This window comes from Desulfoprunum sp. (genome assembly GCF_053613775.1).
In genome coordinates this window covers 100,137-117,871 of the sequence record NZ_JBSHXH010000006.1, presented here as the reverse complement: position 1 = coordinate 117,871, position 17,735 = coordinate 100,137, and the positions used below count along the sequence as shown (strand labels likewise).

The window sequence follows — 17,735 nt, the reverse complement described above, 5'->3', positions numbered from 1 at the left end:
GATCTGCTGTGGCTCAGTCAGCAATTAAAAAATGTGAAATTATCGAAAAATATAAAATCCATCCATCGGACACCGGTTCTTCCGTAGTGCAGATCGCTCTGCTGACCGACCGGATCAAGTATCTGACCGAGCACTTCAAGGTGCATTCCAAGGATCATCATTCCCGTCAGGGTCTGTTGAAGATGGTTGGGCAGCGGCGCAGCCTCCTCGATTATCTGAAGAAAAAGGACCTGCAGCAGTACCGCACCCTGATTCAGGATCTAGGTCTGAGAAAATAGTCCCTGTCCCTGGTGTAGGGATCGAGTGGAGTCGTACGTCAGTGCCATTGTGTCGCTCAGCCTGTTCCGGACCGCCGGGACGGGCTGAGCTTTTTGTTGTTGAAGGCCATCGGATAAAAAAAGAGCATGCGGGGCTGGTGGATAATCCAGCCAGGAAAATGGCGCTTGGTCGTTCCCTGATGCTGAACATCTGGAGAAAACATGTATACAAAAGTTGAAGCCGAGATCTGTGGGAAGGTGATTTCCATCGAGACCGGCAAATTGGCGAAGCAGGCGTCAGGATCTGTTGTCGTACGATGCGGCGGCACCATGGTGCTGGTGACGGCGGTGGCGGCCAAGGAAAACCGGCCGGATGCCGGATTCCTGCCCCTGACGATCGAATACCAGGAGAAACTGGCCTCGGTAGGCCGGATTCCCGGCAATTATTTTCGTCGCGAGATCGGTCGGCCAAGCGACCACGAGGTCCTGACCTGCCGGATCATCGACCGGCCCATGCGCCCGCTCTTCGCTGCCGGATTCTGTGCCGAAACCCAGGTTATCGCCACGGTCCTCTCCGCCGATCAGCAGAACGACCCCGATGTCCTGGCGTTGACAGGGGCATCCTGCGCCCTGTCGCTTTCCGACATTCCCTTCGACGGGCCGGTTGCCGGCGGCCGGGTCGCCTATATCGACGGACAGTTCATCCTCAATCCGACCGCCAAGGAACTGGCCGGATCGGCGATGGACATGATCGTCGCCTGCACCCGCAACGCGGTGGTGATGGTCGAAGGGCGGACCAATGAACTGGGCGAGGATATTGTCCTTTCGGCCATCTTCTATGCCTTCGAACAGTTGCAGCCGTTGATCGACCTGCAGGAGAATCTGCAGCAGTCAAACGGTAAGGCCAAAAGGACTGTGGAGCAGATTGTCGTCGACGAGGCCCTTCTGGCCAAGGTCAGGGAAGCCGCCGCCGGCGGAATGGGGACGGTCATCTCCACCGCCGACAAGATGGAACGGGGGCGGCTGTACGACGAGTTGAAGGCAACGGTGATCGCCCAGCTTGACGAGAGCGGCGAACGGGCGGGGGTGATTGGCGACATGGTTTCCTCCTATAAGAAGGCCCTGATGCGGTCGATGATCGTCGACCGGCAGGTCCGGATCGATGGCCGGAAATTCGACCAGATCCGGCCGATCAGCTGCGAGGTGGGCTATCTGCCGATGACCCACGGCTCGGCATTGTTCACCCGCGGCGAGACGCAGGCGCTGGTTTCCGCCACCCTCGGCAGCGAACGGGATCAGCAGCGGGTCGAGACCTTGACTGGCGAAGAGAGCAACCGTTTCATGCTGCACTACAATTTTCCACCGTACTGCGTCGGGGAGGCCAGGATGCTGCGTGGACCGAGCCGACGCGACATCGGTCACGGCAACCTGGCAATGCGCGGTCTTTCCGCCGTCCTGCCTTCGGCCGAGGATTTCCCCTATTCGATCCGGGTGGTCTCCGAGGTTCTGGAATCGAACGGCTCTTCGTCGATGGCCACCGTCTGCGGCGGCAGCATGGCCCTGATGGATGCCGGTGTCCCGGTCAAGGCGCCGGTGTCGGGTATTGCCATGGGGTTGATCAAGGAAGGCGACAAGGTCGTCATTCTCTCCGATATCCTCGGTGACGAAGACCATCTCGGCGATATGGATTTCAAGGTGGTCGGCACCCGCCATGGGGTCACCTCGCTGCAGATGGACATCAAGATCGCCGGAGTTGACAAGGCGATCATGGCGGCGGCCCTGGAGCAGGCGAAGACCGGCCGGATCCATATCCTCGGGGAAATGGAGAAGGGGATCTCCCAGGCCCGGGAAGAGGTGGCCGAACATGCCCCGAAATATTTCGTCCACAAGATCAACCCGGATAAGATCCGCGACCTGATCGGCCCGGGCGGCAAGGTCATCAAGGAGCTGTCGGCTGAATACGATGCCAAGATCGAGGTCGACGACTCCGGCCTGGTGAAGATGTTCACCATCAACGGCACGCTGGCCGAGGCCCTCATCAACCGGGTACGTGAGATCACCGCCGAGGTCGAAATCGGCGCGGTCTACAAGGGAGTGGTCAAGACGATCAAGGATTTCGGTGCCTTCGTCGAGATCCTGCCCGGTACTGACGGCTTGATCCACATCTCGGAGCTCGATGTCAAACGGGTGTCGAAGGTGACCGATGTCCTCAAGGAAGGGGATGAAGTCGAAGTCAAGGTCCTCGATGTCGACAACCGCGGCCGTATCCGGCTGAGCCGCAAGGCCCTGATGGAATAGGTTCAGGATCTCGTAGTAATGGATTGGAAGATGCCGGCCCGCAAGTGCCGGCATTTTTTTTAAGGAGGTGTCCGGTGGGGGCAGGGAAGTCGAGTGGAACAGAGGGGGTCATCGTCAGATTACGCTGGCTGCACCCGCAGAGGACGCAGGATCTCGCTCTCCCCCGTTACCATTCCGTGCTCGCGGCGGGGATGGATGTCCGGGCGGCGGTGGAGGAGGATGTCGAGATCGATCCGGGGCGGATCGCCCTCGTGCCGACCGGCTTCGCCGTCGCCATTCCGCCGGGCTATGAAATGCAGGTCAGGCCGAGAAGCGGGCTGGCCCTGCGTCACGGCCTGACCCTGATCAACAGCCCGGGGACGATCGACAGCGATTATCGCGGCGAGGTCAAGATTGCCCTGATCAACCTTGGCGAGGCCCCCTTTCGGGTCCGCCGCGGCGACCGTATCGCTCAACTGGTGCTGGCGCCGATCGTCCGGGCGGACCTGCGGGTGGTCGAAACTCTTGACGCCACCGGCCGGGCCGCAGGCGGCTTCGGCCATACCGGAATCTGAGATGCGGTTTTCAGTTCTCGGCAGTGGCAGCAGGGGGAACTGTGTCTACATCGAGAGTGGCGGGACCGCCATCCTGATCGACGGCGGATTTTCCGGCAAGGAGGTTGTCGGCCGGCTCAAGGGCATCGACCGGGAGGCCGCCGATCTTGACGCCATCTGCCTCACCCATGACCATAACGACCATATTGCCGGCGTCGGTGTCCTGTCGCGCCGCTGCAGTCTGCCGGTTCATGCCAATCCCGGAACCTTTGCCGGTGGTGATGCCACTCTCAAAAAACTGTGGAGACGGCAGGAATTCGACACCGGGGATGAGTTTGCCGTCAACGATCTGGTGATCCGGTCGTTCCGGATTTCCCACGATACCGCTGACCCTGTCGGGTACGTGGTCAGCAACGGCCGGACAACGATCGGCTACTGTACCGATACCGGCCGGACCAGTCACCTCATGCGGCAGCGGCTTTCGACCTGCAATGCCATCATCCTCGAATTCAATCACAACCTGCAGCTGTTGAAAAACGGACCCTATCCGCCGGCTCTGCAGCAGAGGGTCCGCTCATCGCAGGGGCATCTGGCCAATGAAGATGCCGCTGCCTTCCTCCAGACGATTCTCCATGATCATCTGCAACAGGTGGTGCTCGCCCACCTCAGCGAGATGAACAATACCCCCCAGTTGGCAATAGCTGCGGCCGCCAGTGTTTGTACCGATGACCAGCGGCCGCAACTGCTTCTCGCGACTCAGGGCGGGGCCACCCGACTCATCGATCTCGTTTGACGTCCGGGCAGTCGCCTCCTGCCGCGTAACGACCGAATCCGGGCGGAATGAGGTATCGCACTGGCCCGGGGTGGAGCAGGATAAGCAGCCTGGCAAGAAAAACATGCGAGGATGGAATGGTACGATGTGGTCGGAAAGGTTCGAGTTTCAACCTTTCGGCAATACCAGCTGTTTTTCCTTCGGCAGTTCCGGATTTCTCCTGTAGAGGAGGATGGTCTTGCCGAGCAGTTGAACGAGAGTGCTCTGTGTCGCCGCAGAAAGGGACCTGGCGGTATCGTTCTTCTCGAGGCCGCTGTTGTTGCCGACCCTGATCTTGATCAGTTCGTGCCGGGCCAGTTCGAGATCGGTTGCCCCAAGGAGCCGGTCACTCATCCCTTCCTTGCCGATCAATATGACCGGGGCGAGATCGTGCCCGAGTCCCTTGAGAAATCTTTTCTGTCGAGCGGTAAGGATGGGAGCCGATTGTTCCGTTGTTTCGTTCATACGTGTGAATAAGGATCAATTATGAGGGGTGATATCAGCCTATCAGATCGCTCAGTATTCTATATCCGCCAACCCATGTGCCAAAGGCCGAACCCATGGTGGTCAGAAAAAAAACGAGAATAACCCGCAGGAACTTGTTGCGCCACCAGCCCTTGAACGTAGTCATGTCGGACCCCGCGGTCTCGAATTCCCGAACGACCGGTGGACGCTGCATGACCTGGATGAAGGCGGTGACATAGCCTGCCCCGATCAGTGGGGAGAGGCTGGTGAAAGGGGCGGCGGAAAATGCGCCGATGGTCGTATAGGGATGGGCCAAGGCGATCATCGCCCCCAAGGCGGCCGGTATGCCGTGGGCCAGGACCCAGAAAAGGAGGTTGGCGCCGGCGACCGACGCCCCTTTCTCGATGCCGATAGCAACGAGAGAGGCGATGATCAGGGCCGGGATGCCCCAACCGGCCAGTTTCCAGACCGTCGACACCTGAGGGATAGTGCTGATGTCGGCGATCCGCTGGCGATTATCAATGGCCAGCTCCCTTTGAATTCCGGCGATATGCCCGGCGCCGACAACGGCAACCAGGCGTTTGCCCGGTGAGCTCTTGATCTTTTCGGCGAGATAGATGTCGCGCTCATCAATCAGGACGCGTTTGAGATCGGGAAGGGCCTCCCCCAGTTCATCCATCAGCTCGGTGAGGACATCCTTTCGCTTGAGCTCGCTCAGTTTTTCCTCACTGATCTCGGTATCGTCAAAAATACTGGCGAGCAACGAGGTCGCCAGGTAGCCTTTCTTCCAGAAGGAGGTTGATTTCCAGGCGCGGCGAAGAGTGATCCGGATATCCCGGTCACAGAGAGAAACCGGAATCTGACGATCTTTGGCAGCTTGATCGGCGGCAAGCAACTCCGCCCCCGGGGTTACTCCCAGTTTGTCGCCGAGCTTTTTCTGGTATGAGGCCATAAACAGGCTGATCACCAGTGTCGAAAGCTGCTTGTTTCGAATCACCGCTTTCAGGTCAAGGGATTGCCAACGTTCTCTCTGGGTCAGGGCCTGGTAACGCTTGTCATCAAGTTCGAGACAGACACAGTCCGGCTGCATCCGGTCGATGACCGTACGCACGAGATTGACGGAGTCCTGTGAAATATGGGCTGTACCGACCAGAATGATCTCGCGCTCCTCATGCCTGAGGACATGGACATCGGGGCCGTATTCGTGGGTTTCAGCAGTTGCGATCATGATTGAGCATACTTATATGGCTGAGCACTACCCTCTGCTCGCAAGCGGTTGATCGGAAGTACGTTCGTTCAGAGGAATGTAAGACGTGTCCGACGAAACGGAAAGGCGGGAAACCCTGATTATGGAACCGGAGTGAAAAAAGGCGACGATTACTTCACACCCCTTTGACTTTCAGTTGGCTTCCAGGGTGGATGACATTTGATTTCAGATTGTTCCACTCTTTGATAAGGACGGAGGAGACGTTGAATTTCTTAGAGATGGTCCACAGGGTATCCCCATCTTTCACTTGATACCAGCTGTAATTGTCTTTGAGTTTGACGCTGTTGCCATTCATTCTCTTCTTGGTCGAATTTGCCAGAACAGTCTTGCCTGAAAGGAGGGAGTTTGATGTTTGAAAGGAGGCTTTGTTTTTCTGCACAGTCTTGGCGGAAATGGCCTTGGTGGTGCCGAGACTTGCTATCCTGACCCTTGTCTTGCCCGGGGTGCGGGCGATGGCGCCGCTCTTTCTGCTGGATGCGGAGGCCGTGGCCGTCTGATTCGACATCTTTTTCTTTTTCGCTGTCAGCATCTTGACCGTACCGCTGCCGGAACGACGCGATGAGACGGTCTCAACCCCGTCATTTTCCGCCGTTGCAGCCGTCAACTCACCCGGGATGGTCGTTATCGTTCTGTCGGCGGGATACAGTGCCAGTTGCTGACCGACGGTGATGTTGTTGACACTTCGCAAACCATTCCATGAGGCAATCATCTCAGGAGTGACGTTATACCTGGAGGCGATTTTGGATATGTGTTCTCCAGCCTTGACGCGGTGAAGGATCAGGTTGCTCTTGTTGGCGGCAAGTGCCATCTTGCTGCCCTCAGGCAGGATTTGATAGGACACCGTGTTGTAAGGGATGCGGAGGTACTGTCCGCGGGTGAGTCTCTTGCTGCGGAGATTGTTGACCTTGAGGAGAGTGGTCCTGTTGATGCCGTAGGTGCTGCAGATCGAAGAGAGGGTATCGCCGCGCTTGATCCGGTAGGATTTGAAGCCCGTGGTGACAACACTGTGCAGTCGCGAGATGTTCCGGCTGGCGATTTCCTGGGAAGCGACGGGAATTTTTGCTTCGTAATCAGGGCGGTTCGGGGGGGTCTTGCTCTGACGCAGTTCCTGGTTGAGAAATTTTATTTCCTTCACCGAGGTCTTGCAGACCACGGCAAGGGCATCAAGGCTGATCCCCGGCGGCACTTTCATCGTGGCATATTCGAGAGGACGAATTCTCTGCACATTGGTGAAGCCGTACTTTTCCGGATTCTTGGCGATGATGATGGCGGCGATCAGTTTCGGGACATAGCGTTTTGTCTCCAAGGCAAGATAATCTTCCCGGGCCAGTTCCCAGAAACTCGAAACATTGTATTTCTCGAGTCCCTTGCCGATCTTTCCCGGACCGGCGTTGTAGGCGGCAACCGCCAGATGCCAGTCGCCGAATTCCCGGTACAGTTCAGACAGGAAAGCCACAGCGGCCTTGGTCGATTTTTCGGCATCCCGCCGTTCGTCAACATAGGTATTGATGTCGAGGTTGTATTGTCTGGCGGTCCCATCGATGAACTGCCAGAGGCCGACGGCGTTGGCCGGGGAGCAGGCGCGTTGATTGTACCCGCTTTCGATCATCGAGAGGTAGATGAGTTCCCGTGGCAACCCGGCGTACTTCAATTCCTTCTCCATCAGCGAGACATAGATCGAGGAGCGGGAAAGCCATGTTTCATAGATTTTGCGATGTCGGGTCTGAAAGAGGTTCAGATACATCTCGACCTGCTTGTTCATCACAAGCGGGAAGGTCTGGATTGATCTTTCCCGATCCCGTTGGGTGACGGGAGAGGTCTCGCTGTCCCACATGCCGGTCTGGCGCAGGGCCGCCAGTTCCTGGTCGAGGCTTCCCTTGGCCTCGACGTCCTCGAGACTGAGGTCGGGATCCTCGTTTCCGTCTGCATTTTGGCTGCCGGACGAAACGGAGGGTGATGAATTCGAGAAAGGGTTTAAACGGCTCTCACTGGCACAACCGGTGAGCGATAGGACGAAGAGGAGGATAAGGAGGAGATGGAACTGTTCAAGGTGTTTGTAGAACATGCGTTGTCCCGTGTGTCTACAGCCTTTCGAGGAAGTGTGATCCGCGGCGTTTCTCTCTTCCAAAAGCTTGTTGAGATATCTTAAGTTACCATGTACATTGCACATCTGCCGATCCGGCGCTGCACACGCTGACGTAGTTAAAACCGATGTTATGAAGAATTGCAAGACATTATCCGCCCGGAAATGGTTTATTGACGTCATTCCGCCGTTGATAACACACCAGGGGGAATCATCTTCCGGGGAACTCCTATGTTGAAGAAGCTCGTACTCCTCGCCCTTATCCTTCTATGCTGTGGTATCGCCGGGCTTGGCGCGACCTATTACTGGTTCGTCGTCCTGCACCCAGGTGATCAAATAACAATTGAAAATATTAAAAAAATTCTCAGCAAGGAGAGTGATGTCTATTACAATGACGGCGTCACCAAACTGGGAGTTTTTTTCGACAGCGCCCATCGCCAGTATGTCGATTTCGATCAGATGCCGCAGGCCTTCGTCAATGCGATGGTAGCCTCGGAGGATACCAGGTTTTTCTCCCATATCGGGTTCGATGCGGTCGGCATCATCCGTGCCGCGCTCAAGAATCTCCAGGCGCGAAAGGTTGTTCAGGGAGGCAGCAGCCTCACCCAGCAGACGGCAAAGAACCTGTTCAAGAGGACTGACCGGTCCCTGCAGGCGAAACTCAAGGAACTGCTGTATGCGCTGCGGCTCGAATACCACTATCCGAAGGAGAAGATTTTCGAGTTTTATGCCAACCAGTTCTTTGTCAGCGGCAATGGTCATGGCCTGGGGGTGGCGGCCCGCTACTATTTCGATAAAATGCCGGAAGAGCTGACCCTGGTGGAGTGTGCGTTTATAGCCGGCAGTGTGAAACGGCCAAATTTTTATAATCCTTTCATCAAGAAGACGGATGAGGATGAGGCCGAGGCCCGGCGTCAGGCGGAGTTCCGGAAAAACTATGTGCTCGACCAGATGCTCGAACAGGGCATGATCAACGAGCCGACCTACAATCAGGCACATGAGGCCAAAATCCGGTTCAGGCAGGGGAAGGTAGGCTATTCCCTCGACTACGCCATGGAGATGGTCAAGGACGCGGTTTCCTCAGCCGAGGTCCAAGGTGCGCTTGAGGTCCACGGTATAGACAACATCGCCACCTCCGGCGTGCGGGTCATCACCACGGTGGACAAGAATCTGCAGGATCAAACCCTCCATGCCCTGCGGCGGGAACTGTCGAGGCTCGATGTCCGCCTCAGCGGGTATGAACGGGCCGAGGTCCAGGCCAGACTGAAGGATCTCGATTATCAGGGTGATGGCGTGCTGAAGGAGGGAGCATTTGTCTTTGGCGTGATCGGCAGGATCGCCGGCAAGGGCAAAGGGGTGGCGGTGGATGTCACCCTCGACAACAGACTTGGCCGCGGGACCATCGATTACCCGGGGCTTTCCCGTATTGTCGAGGGCAGGGTCAAATGGGCCCAGGATCTGTGGTCGGAGCCGTCGATCCGGGATGCGGACCGTCTGCTGGCGCAGATCAAGGCTGGCGACAGGGTATGGGTCAGCATCCGGAAGGTCGAAGAGGATGGCACAGCGAGCCTTGATCTGGAAAAATTTCCCGAGATCCAGGGCGGGGCGCTGGTCATGAAGGATGGCCGGATTCAGGCCATGGCCGGCGGCTCGGAGAACCGGTTCTTCAACCGGGCGGTATATGCCCGAAGGACCATGGGCTCCTCGTTCAAGCCTTTTGTCTATGCCGCTGCGCTGCAGCTCGGGTGGAACAGCGCCGACCTGCTCAACAACAAGCGTGATATCTTTATCTTTCAAGGGACGCCGTATTTTCCCCGCCCTGACCATATCAGTCCGTTCGAATCGGTGTCGATGAGCTGGGCCGGGGTGCATTCGGAAAACCTCGCTTCGGTGTGGCTCACCGCCCATCTCTGCGATCACCTCAATGCCCAGCAGTTCCGGGAGGTCGCCGAGAAGTTGGGCCTCGCCCCATACATGACCGGAACGGCGGAGGAGCCGTACACGACGTACCGGGGAAGGATTCGTGACAGGCACGGCATCCAGATCAGCGACGAGGTGCTGCGTTCGGCCGCTTATAACAGCGCCATCACCAGTCTTGAAGCCGATTTCATCTTCGAGGGGATGGTCGACGAGTACAGGATGCTGAAGAAACTCCATTACGGCCTCGGTTTCGAAAAGATCCGTGAACGCGTGTACAGGGAGTTTGCCAACGGGCAAGCCGGAAGATTCACCGACGAACGCCAGGAATTGAGTCTGCGTCAGAAGATCCTTTCCGAATCGTTTCTGGCCCTTGGCGACCTGCGCCGAAAATTCCGGGCCTATATCCTGCAGGCCGAAACCCCTCTTGGCCCCTTCGAGCCGGATTCATTCGGTTCCGGTGTATCCTCCGCTGAACTGTATTTTGACCGGTCTACCGGCGAATATTACTTTCAGGGCATCGTCTCCGCCTCACCTTCCCTGCAGCGTGTCGGCAGGTCGGAATTGCAGGCGGTTCTGTCGAATCAGAGTGATGAGGACCGGATGAATTTCTTCAGCCGGGTAAAACTGAACGGGGTCCTGTCCGTTGCTGCCTATGATCTGGCAGAACGTCAGATCGAGGCGGAACTGCAGCGTCTGAAGCAACTTCCGCCCTATAGTTTCGAGGTCCTGTCGGTCGTGAGTGATTTCCGAACCCTGGTCGGGCTGCAGTATCTCATCGAATTTGCCCGGCAACTTGGGGTCGGCAGCAGGCTCGAACCGGTACTCTCCTTCCCCCTCGGCGCCAATGTCGTCACTCTGCTGGAAACGGTCAGAATGTATGAGGGACTGGTAACCGGGTCGGTCAGTACCTATGGCTATGAGAACGAGGAAGACAAGGACGTCCTGGCGGTGCTGGACCGGATTGAATCGACCGGCGGTGAGATTTTGTACCGGCCGCATCGGCGGGTGAAGAAGGCCGTTGATCCGCGGACCAGCATCGCTCTTGGTCATATCCTGGAGAACGTTGTCAAGTATGGTACCGGCAGACAGGCGGACAAGGATATCAGAGTGGGCGGGGTTCCGCAGGGGAGCGCCGGCGGCACCGGGAAACCGATTCCCCTCCTGGGCAAGACAGGGACCGCCAATCGCTACACCAACGCCTCGTTTTTCGGCTATCTTCCCGGCCTGTCCGGTACGGAAGGACCATTGACCCTGAAGGACGGGTACGCCGTCGGCGTCTATGTCGGCTACGATGACAACCGTGTCATGCGGCGCAGCAGCACGAGGATAACAGGGGCCGCCGGGGCTCTGCCGGCATGGATCGATATCGTCAATATGCTGATCCGTGAGAAAGGGTATGCGGACCGGCTTGGAGAAGTGGATCGGACATCGGCCGGTATGTCCCTGGCTCGCGACAACCTCGGGCAGTCCAACTTCTCGGTGGAAGCCGAGCGGGGCGGGGTGTTGAGCGAACCGCCGCGGGTGATCGCCGAAAGCGACCGCTATAAGCCGTCGATCCTGACCTTCGGGCAACCAGGCGCAGGCGGCGGAATTGTTCTCGGCCGGAACTATCAGCCGTTCTGGAAAAACAACGGCGAGGCCGGATTTGCCGGAAATTGACCCGGCAGGCGCTGGCCGACCTTTCGCCCATGTGTTGGTCTTTGCCTTGGCGGCCTGAGACATTCTGTGGTAGATTTTTTGACAGAAGTTGATGCGACGGAGAATCGGCTGGCTGGCAATCGATGGGATATCCAGCTCCCACCCGGTTCTGTCCTGCCGTTTTAAGGCGAAATTCACTCAAACATATCGATATTGTAATGAAGAAGATACGTATAACGGTTGCATCCCTGTGCACCCTGCTGGCAATCGGCGGATGTGCCCAGCCCGGCAGGCAGACGGCTCAGCCGATGGAGCCGGCCAGTGGTCCGATCCAGGAACGGACAATCAATGGACCTCTCGATGAACAACCGGCTCAGCCGGCGGGTGGGACGTCCCTCGATCAGCCGGCCGGGCCGCAGGATCTCGATGCAGCACTTCAGGATGAGGCATCAGGGGCCTTGAAGCCACCGTCGCTTGATGCGATTACCGCACGCATCGAGGCATACGGCAGGAAATTCACGCGCTGGAATCAACTCAACACCGGGGCGGATGAACAGCTCAGCCGGGAACAGCGGGCCATGATGGGCGACTGTTATCAGCAGATGCAACGAATCCTTGCCGATTATAACACCATGCGCACCGCGGTCGAGGCCGGCGATCGCAGCGATGTGGCGGCGAACAGCGTCTATAGCGGCAAGATGCAGGTCCTGCAGCAGCGGGATCTGGAATATGTCGAGAGTGACTGCGGCCGGCTGGTCGGACAGGTGTCGGCAACCTCCTCCGGGGGGCAGCAGGATCAGGCCGGGCAGTCGTTCGAGGGCCAGATCGCCGCCATGTCCGCAGAGAAGAAATATCGGGAGATCGAACAGGCCTGGCAGGGGCTGTCGCCGCATCAGCAGGAACAGACCAGTCTCGACGCGAAGATGCTGTATGCCGATGCCCTGGTGTATCTGCAGAAGGAGGAAGAGGCCGCCGACCTGTACCGGGGGATTGTCGGCAGGATGGAGGCAGAAGGCCGTTCTCCGGCCGAGCTCCTGTCGTTGCGGAAGATTCTGGCCGATCTCTCCCTTGCCATCGGCCGGTACCAGGACGCCCAGACCCAGTATGTCCGGATTTCCAAGGATTATCTCGCCATCGGCAGTGTCGACGCCTGGGCCAAGATGCATCTCCCCCTCCTCGGCGGCGACCGGCAGGCGAGTCTCGAACTTGCCGCGTATTCCGGTCTGGTGCGGAATTATCTGGGGTATATGCCGGAAAAGGACGGCTACCGGTTCGTCTGGGAGGCCGAGAAATATCTGGCCGATTATCCCCGATCGGCGGTTGCCCCGAATGTCAAGGCGATCCGCGACGAGACGACCAAGGCGGCCGATGCCTGGTTCAACGGCATCGTCGCCGAGATCGATCGCCTGGCAAAGGAAAGGAAGTACCAGGAGGCGGCGGCCATGATCAAGGCCCAGCGCGCCGATATGATCAACGACCAGCAGCGGGATCTGCTCAATGCCAGGAACGATGAGCTGGCCCTGGCCGAAGCGGCCGAGCGGGAAACCACCAAGATGGCGAAAGAGCAGGAGCTGGAACAACGGTGGAACAACGGTCTGCAACTGGTCAGCTCCGGCCGTTACGACGAGGCGATCAAGGTCTTCGACGGGATGATGGAAACCGAACTCGGGGCCAGGGCGGATGCCAAGATCGTCGAGATCTCATCGATGGCGGCCAAGGAAGACCGCCGGAAAGCGGCCGATCTCTTCATCCGGTTCACCAAGACCCAGGATGTCGAGGTCAGGAAAAACCTGCTGGTTGATTCCCGTCGCCTGCTCAAAGGGATACTGGTCAAATATCCGCGTGCCGATATCACCGACAAGGTTTTGGGCAATATCCAGCGGGTGGAGCAGGAGATGAACGCGATCGACCCTAATCTCATCGCCGAGGCCGACAGTCGGGAGGCCGGCCGGCAGGCCCGGGAAGATGGTGGGATGCCGCCGGCTAACGAACCGGACGATCCCTTCGAAACGCAGCCGCAGATCAATGAGGTGCCAGCCAGACAATAGTAATCGGGACCCCCACTGTTCCGTTGATTCGCAAGAGGCCTCCGGTGCTGTTGCCGCCGGGGGCCTCTTGCTGTTCCGTATCCCCGGTGGCCATTGCCGGACGTTCCCATGGGCTTCAGTCGGCCTTGCGAGCAACAGGATCCTTCATGTCGCTGTTTTTTGATATTCTGATCATCGTCCTGCCGGTCTTTCTTGTCATCGGTCTCGGGTTCGGCCTGAAGATGGCGCGACTGGTGGATGGCAGTTTCCTCTATCAACTCAATCGGCTGGTCTATTTCCTGGCGCTGCCGGCACTCCTCTTTCACGAGATCGCCCGTGCCGATTTCTCCGCCACTTTCAACGGTATGCTGCTCGCCGGGATGCTGGCTGCGATCCTGCTGACCTTTTTCCTCGCCTATGGTTTCGCCGCCTGGCGCGGCTATCCGCCGGAGGCCCGCGGCAGTTTCTGTCAGGGTGCCTTCCGCGGCAATATCGCCTATATCGGTCTGGCGATCGTCTTCAACGCCTATGGCGGCGATGGCTTGGCCGCAGCCGGGATACTGCTCGGGTTCCTGGTTCCGGTTTACAATTTTTTCGGCATCCTTGCCCTGCTGCTGCCGCACCGGCAGCAGCAGGGCCAGCAGTTCGGCCCCTGGTTCTGGATCCGGCAGGTCGGCGGCAATCCTCTGATTCTCTCCTCCTTTGCCGGCATCCTGTGGAGCTTTCTCAACATTCCTCTGCCGCAGGTGATCGAGCGCAGCCTTGATATCGTTGCCGGCATGGCCCTGCCTCTGGCCCTGTTGTCCATCGGCGGTTCCTTTTCCCTGCAGCGGCTGCGCGGTGATATTTCGAAGTCCTTGATCGCCACCGCGATCAAGCTTGTCTGGCTGCCATTGAGCACCGCCGGGATCCTGATCGTGCTCGGCATAGGCGGCCGGGAATTGGCCATCGGCGTGATCTTCGCCGGGACTCCGACCGCCGCCGCCGCCTATATCATGGCCCAGCAGCTACGTGGTGACGCGAACCTGTCCGGCTCGATCATCATGCTCTCCACGCTGCTGTCGCTGATCACCTATACTGTTGCCCTGGTGCTGTTGGAAGGATTGAGACTCTGAGATGCAGGAGATGATCGAAACGATCCGGAGACGGCTGCTCGCCTGGTTCCGACGGACGCAACGTGACCTCCCCTGGCGGCAGACGTATGACCCTTATCACGTCTGGATTTCCGAGATCATGCTGCAGCAGACCCAGATGGAGAGGGGGGTGGCCTACTTCCACCGCTGGATCTCCCGCTTCCCCGATCTGGCTGCCGTTGCCGCGGCGAGCGAGCAGGAAATTCTCAAATGCTGGGAGGGGCTCGGCTACTACGCCAGGGCCCGGAACCTGCACCGTGCCGCCCGGCTGCTGAGGGATCGCTATGGCGGACAGATCCCATGTGATTACAGGACGCTGCAGTCTCTGCCGGGGGTTGGTCCCTATACCGCCGCCGCCATCGCCAGCATCGCCTGCGGCCAGGACGTCCCGGTGGTCGACGCCAATGTCGCGCGGATCCTGGCCCGTCTTTACGATCTGGAGGAACCGGTCAAAAGCGCCGGCTGCCGGCAACGGATCGAGGCCCTGGCCGCGGCCCTGCTGCCTCCCGGCAAGGCTCGAGCCTTCAATCAGGCCCTGATGGATCTTGGCGGTCTGGTCTGTACGCCGAAGAACCCGGACTGTCACCATTGCCCGCTGGCGGAGGCCTGCCTGGCCCGGTTGCGCGGAACGGTGGCGGACAGGCCGGTACCGGCCAGGCGCCGGGAGACGGTCCTGATCGAGATGGCGACCGCCATCCTGTCGAATGAAGGCCGCGTTTTTATCCAGCAGCGCCTGGCGGACGATATCTGGGGCAGCCTGTGGGAATTTCCCGGCGGCCGGCTGGAGGACGGGGAAACGCCGGAAGAGGCGGTAATCCGGGAGTACCGGGAGGAGACTGGATTCGAGGTGGAGATCTGCGGCCGCATCACCACCGTCACCCATTTTTATACCCGTTACAAGGTGGTGCTGCACTGTTTCGCCTGTCGACTGGTCGGCAGCGACACGGTTGCCCGGCTCGAGGCGGCCCGGGACTGCCGTTGGGTGTCAGCCGGGCAGTTGTCGGAGTATGGTTTTCCGGCCGGGCATCGGAAACTGCTGGAGTATCTGGCCGTGGCTCGGCCGGAGTTCTTGGTCGACCCGTGCCGCTGAACGGCCAGCCCCTCGATGCCGGGCGGTGGAGACCGGTTATCGTGATCACGGACCGCTGGCACCCGGCCATCGCGGTTCTCGGACCGAGGTCGCGGGGCCACGGGGCTGTGGGTCAGGGGAGGAGATCGATCTGTACCGGACAGTGGTCCGATCCCATGATCTCCGGCAGGATGGCGGCGTTCCGCACCCTGTCGCGGCTGGCCTGGTCGACGCAGAAGTAGTCGATGCGCCACCCGACATTCTTGGCTCGGGCGTTGAAGCGGTAGCTCCACCAGGTGTACTGTTCCGTTTCCTGGTTGAACATCCTGAAGGTATCGACGAATCCGGCCTCGATGAAGGAATCCATCCAGGCCCGCTCCTCCGGGGTGAAGCCGGCGTTCTTGACATTGGCGGCCGGGTTTTTCAGGTCGATCGGCTTGTGGGCGACATTGAAATCGCCGCACAGGACCACCATCCTGTCCCGGTTCAGGCGGCTGGCGAAATCAATCAGCTGCTGGTTGAAGCGCAGCTTGTAGTCCAGTCGTTTCAACCCTTCACCGCTGTTGGGGAAATAGATGTTGATGAGGTAGAATGAAGGAAATTCGAGGGTCAGCACCCGGCCTTCGCAGTCGAATTCCGGGTTGCCGAGGCCGGTAATCACCCGGTCGGGCTGCAGGCGGCTGTAGATGGCGACCCCGGAATAGCCCTTGCGTTCGGCGCTGTGCCAGTAGGAGGTGTAGCCGTCGATGTTCTTCACCTCGGGCGGGAGCTGGTCGGGATGGGCCTTGGTCTCCTGGATGGCGATGATGTCGGCGTCGAACCCGGTCATGGCCTCGGTGAACCCCTTCTGGGCCACGGCTCTGATGCCGTTGACGTTCCAGGAGATGAAACGGAGGGTCTGTCGGTTGCCGTTGGCGGATTTCTTCATGATCTTTCTCGGGGTGACGCCGTTTTGCGGGCAGGGGCCCAGGAGCGGGCAGATATCGCAGTGGGGGCTGACGGGACGGCAGATGGACTGGCCGAAGGCGACCAGCAGGGAATTGACCCGGAGCCAGTGCCGTTCCGGCAGGGTTCGGCGCAGGGCTATTTCGGTCTTGAGCGGGGAATCGGTATCGACATAGCCCCAGATGTTCATGATGCGGTGGACATGGGTGTCGACACAGATCGCAGGTCTGCCGAAGGCCACACTGCGCACGAGATTGGCGGTCTTTCGGCCGACACCGGGCAGGGTGACCAGATCGTCGATGGTCTCGGGCACCTTACCGCCGAATGTCTGCAGGGCCTCGGGCAATTGCTTGAGATACCCGGCCTTGCTTCTGTAGAATCCGACCGGGTAGATCAGGTGCGCGACCTCTTCCTCGGACAGGCGGGCCAGTTTTTCGCGGGTATCCGCCATCCGGAAGAGCCTGTCGGCCGCAACGGCGGTGACTTCGTCCTTGGTGCGGGCGGAGAGGATGGTGGCGACCAGAATCCTGAAGGGATCACGGGTCTGCACGGCGATCAGGTCGACCACCGGGGTCCGGGTCTCGGCTACAGCCCGGGCGACTGTCTCGAGGAAGAAGTCGATATCGATGGGCATTGGATGGCGACCGCCAGGGTGGGGGATAAACCCGTCATGGGGGACATGACGGGGACGGAGAGCAGCCGGTATTCTGTGCTACCAGCAGCGGAAATGGCCGGTGTCGAGGTGGAGGAAATCCGATTTCGCGTAATACCCGACTCCGCCGCTGCGGAGTTGCCGGGCAATATCCCGCAGTTCCTTCGTCCGCACATCGGTGAGACGGATATCGATCGCCATCCCCTGCATGTGAAGGCTGTCCTTGGCCACCTTGGGACTTCTCCGCTGCAGGTAGGCGTTGGTACTGGGGGAACGATAGCCGGAAATAACCTCGTAGACCCCGTTACTGCCACTGATCCGCTGGATTCGGCTGAGGATTTCCATCAGGGCCGGGTCGATGACATGGGTGTCGCCGGTACGGTAATCACGGAGGAAGGTCTTGAGCTGTGATTTGGCCGTCTGAGGATATCTGCCGGGGATATAGGTGATTTCCAGCTGCTCTCCGGTGTGGGTATGAACGAATGAGAGCATGTGGGGATCGGTGGGAGTGGAGAGGGCATCGAGGGGGGAACTGAGGAGCAGCCCGAGCGCCAGTTGGGCCGACGCGGCGAGGAACTTGCGACGGCTCAAGAAGAATCGCCTGATTGTCTCGTTGGTTCTCATCTATTGTCCTGGT

At 59.0% G+C, this 17,735-nt stretch carries 13 protein-coding genes; 8 read left to right on the top strand and 5 right to left on the bottom strand.

The features are described 5' to 3' along the window. Positions 1 to 8 precede the first annotated feature (8 nt). The 4 genes from rpsO to ACWGKN_RS13315 all read left to right on the top strand — a co-directional run bounded on the left by rpsO (position 9) and on the right by ACWGKN_RS13315 (position 3,881). The gene (rpsO, locus tag ACWGKN_RS13330; RefSeq protein WP_035230489.1) at positions 9 to 278 is read left to right on the top strand and encodes a 30S ribosomal protein S15; all 270 of its coding nucleotides are present in this window, start codon (positions 9 to 11) and stop codon (positions 276 to 278) included. A 201-nt stretch (positions 279 to 479) separates the two neighbouring features. Continuing rightward, positions 480 to 2,555, top strand: coding sequence for a polyribonucleotide nucleotidyltransferase (pnp, locus tag ACWGKN_RS13325; protein ID WP_424256365.1), 2,076 nt, complete (start codon positions 480 to 482; stop codon positions 2,553 to 2,555). Between the two features lie 74 nt (positions 2,556 to 2,629). Next, positions 2,630 to 3,109, top strand: a complete 480-nt coding sequence (gene dut, locus ACWGKN_RS13320; protein WP_424256364.1) for a dUTP diphosphatase — start codon at positions 2,630 to 2,632, stop codon at positions 3,107 to 3,109. A 1-nt stretch (position 3,110) separates the two neighbouring features. Then, positions 3,111 to 3,881, top strand: a complete 771-nt coding sequence (locus ACWGKN_RS13315) for an MBL fold metallo-hydrolase (protein WP_424256363.1) — start codon at positions 3,111 to 3,113, stop codon at positions 3,879 to 3,881. A gap of 147 nt (positions 3,882 to 4,028) precedes the next feature. Here ACWGKN_RS13315 and yhbY read toward each other — a convergent pair whose 3' ends face one another. The 3 genes from yhbY to ACWGKN_RS13300 form a co-directional block, all read right to left on the bottom strand. Next, positions 4,029 to 4,364 (bottom strand): ribosome assembly RNA-binding protein YhbY, encoded by a 336-nt coding sequence (gene yhbY, locus ACWGKN_RS13310; protein ID WP_052160048.1) that lies wholly within the window; start codon positions 4,362 to 4,364, stop codon positions 4,029 to 4,031. 34 nt (positions 4,365 to 4,398) lie between these two features. Further along, the gene (locus ACWGKN_RS13305; protein ID WP_424256362.1) at positions 4,399 to 5,592 is read right to left on the bottom strand and encodes a TraB/GumN family protein; all 1,194 of its coding nucleotides are present in this window, start codon (positions 5,590 to 5,592) and stop codon (positions 4,399 to 4,401) included. Positions 5,593 to 5,746: 154 nt separating this feature from the next. Next, positions 5,747 to 7,696, bottom strand: a complete 1,950-nt coding sequence (locus ACWGKN_RS13300) for a LysM peptidoglycan-binding domain-containing protein (RefSeq protein ID WP_052160047.1) — start codon at positions 7,694 to 7,696, stop codon at positions 5,747 to 5,749. Positions 7,697 to 7,945: 249 nt separating this feature from the next. Here ACWGKN_RS13300 and ACWGKN_RS13295 point away from each other — a divergent pair, with 249 nt between their 5' ends. The 4 genes from ACWGKN_RS13295 to mutY all read left to right on the top strand — a co-directional run bounded on the left by ACWGKN_RS13295 (position 7,946) and on the right by mutY (position 15,522). Further along, the gene (locus ACWGKN_RS13295) at positions 7,946 to 11,293 is read left to right on the top strand and encodes a transglycosylase domain-containing protein (RefSeq protein WP_452095439.1); all 3,348 of its coding nucleotides are present in this window, start codon (positions 7,946 to 7,948) and stop codon (positions 11,291 to 11,293) included. 197 nt (positions 11,294 to 11,490) lie between these two features. After that, positions 11,491 to 13,320 carry a hypothetical protein gene (locus ACWGKN_RS13290; protein ID WP_452095438.1) on the top strand — a complete coding sequence of 610 codons (1,830 nt, stop codon included), beginning with the start codon at positions 11,491 to 11,493 and terminating at the stop codon, positions 13,318 to 13,320. A gap of 146 nt (positions 13,321 to 13,466) precedes the next feature. After that, positions 13,467 to 14,414, top strand: coding sequence for an AEC family transporter (locus ACWGKN_RS13285; RefSeq protein WP_452095437.1), 948 nt, complete (start codon positions 13,467 to 13,469; stop codon positions 14,412 to 14,414). A 10-nt stretch (positions 14,415 to 14,424) separates the two neighbouring features. After that, positions 14,425 to 15,522, top strand: a complete 1,098-nt coding sequence (gene mutY, locus ACWGKN_RS13280; RefSeq protein ID WP_424256361.1) for an A/G-specific adenine glycosylase — start codon at positions 14,425 to 14,427, stop codon at positions 15,520 to 15,522. Positions 15,523 to 15,634: 112 nt separating this feature from the next. On the opposite strand, the gene ACWGKN_RS13275 is transcribed toward mutY, so the two are convergent. After that, complete coding sequence (locus ACWGKN_RS13275; RefSeq protein WP_452095436.1) at positions 15,635 to 17,080, bottom strand: exodeoxyribonuclease III; 1,446 nt, start codon at positions 17,078 to 17,080, stop codon at positions 15,635 to 15,637. A 78-nt stretch (positions 17,081 to 17,158) separates the two neighbouring features. Continuing rightward, on the bottom strand, positions 17,159 to 17,722 hold the full coding sequence (locus ACWGKN_RS13270) for a YcbK family protein (RefSeq protein WP_035230471.1): 564 nt from the start codon (positions 17,720 to 17,722) through the stop codon (positions 17,159 to 17,161). Between the last annotated feature and the right edge of the window lie 13 nt (positions 17,723 to 17,735).

Bases quoted from the DNA above. Each gene is read 5' to 3' on its own strand.
- pnp (WP_424256365.1), top strand. From the start codon at position 480: ATGTATACAAAAGTTGAAGCCGAGATCTGTGGGAAGGTGATTTCCATC.
- ACWGKN_RS13315 (WP_424256363.1), top strand. From the start codon at position 3,111: ATGCGGTTTTCAGTTCTCGGCAGTGGCAGCAGGGGGAACTGTGTCTAC.
- yhbY (WP_052160048.1), bottom strand. From the start codon at position 4,364: ATGAACGAAACAACGGAACAATCGGCTCCCATCCTTACCGCTCGACAG.
- ACWGKN_RS13305 (WP_424256362.1), bottom strand. From the start codon at position 5,592: ATGATCGCAACTGCTGAAACCCACGAATACGGCCCCGATGTCCATGTC.
- ACWGKN_RS13300 (WP_052160047.1), bottom strand. From the start codon at position 7,696: ATGTTCTACAAACACCTTGAACAGTTCCATCTCCTCCTTATCCTCCTC.
- ACWGKN_RS13295 (WP_452095439.1), top strand. From the start codon at position 7,946: ATGTTGAAGAAGCTCGTACTCCTCGCCCTTATCCTTCTATGCTGTGGT.
- ACWGKN_RS13290 (WP_452095438.1), top strand. From the start codon at position 11,491: ATGAAGAAGATACGTATAACGGTTGCATCCCTGTGCACCCTGCTGGCA.
- ACWGKN_RS13285 (WP_452095437.1), top strand. From the start codon at position 13,467: ATGTCGCTGTTTTTTGATATTCTGATCATCGTCCTGCCGGTCTTTCTT.
- mutY (WP_424256361.1), top strand. From the start codon at position 14,425: ATGATCGAAACGATCCGGAGACGGCTGCTCGCCTGGTTCCGACGGACG.
- ACWGKN_RS13275 (WP_452095436.1), bottom strand. From the start codon at position 17,080: ATGCCCATCGATATCGACTTCTTCCTCGAGACAGTCGCCCGGGCTGTA.
- ACWGKN_RS13270 (WP_035230471.1), bottom strand. From the start codon at position 17,722: ATGAGAACCAACGAGACAATCAGGCGATTCTTCTTGAGCCGTCGCAAG.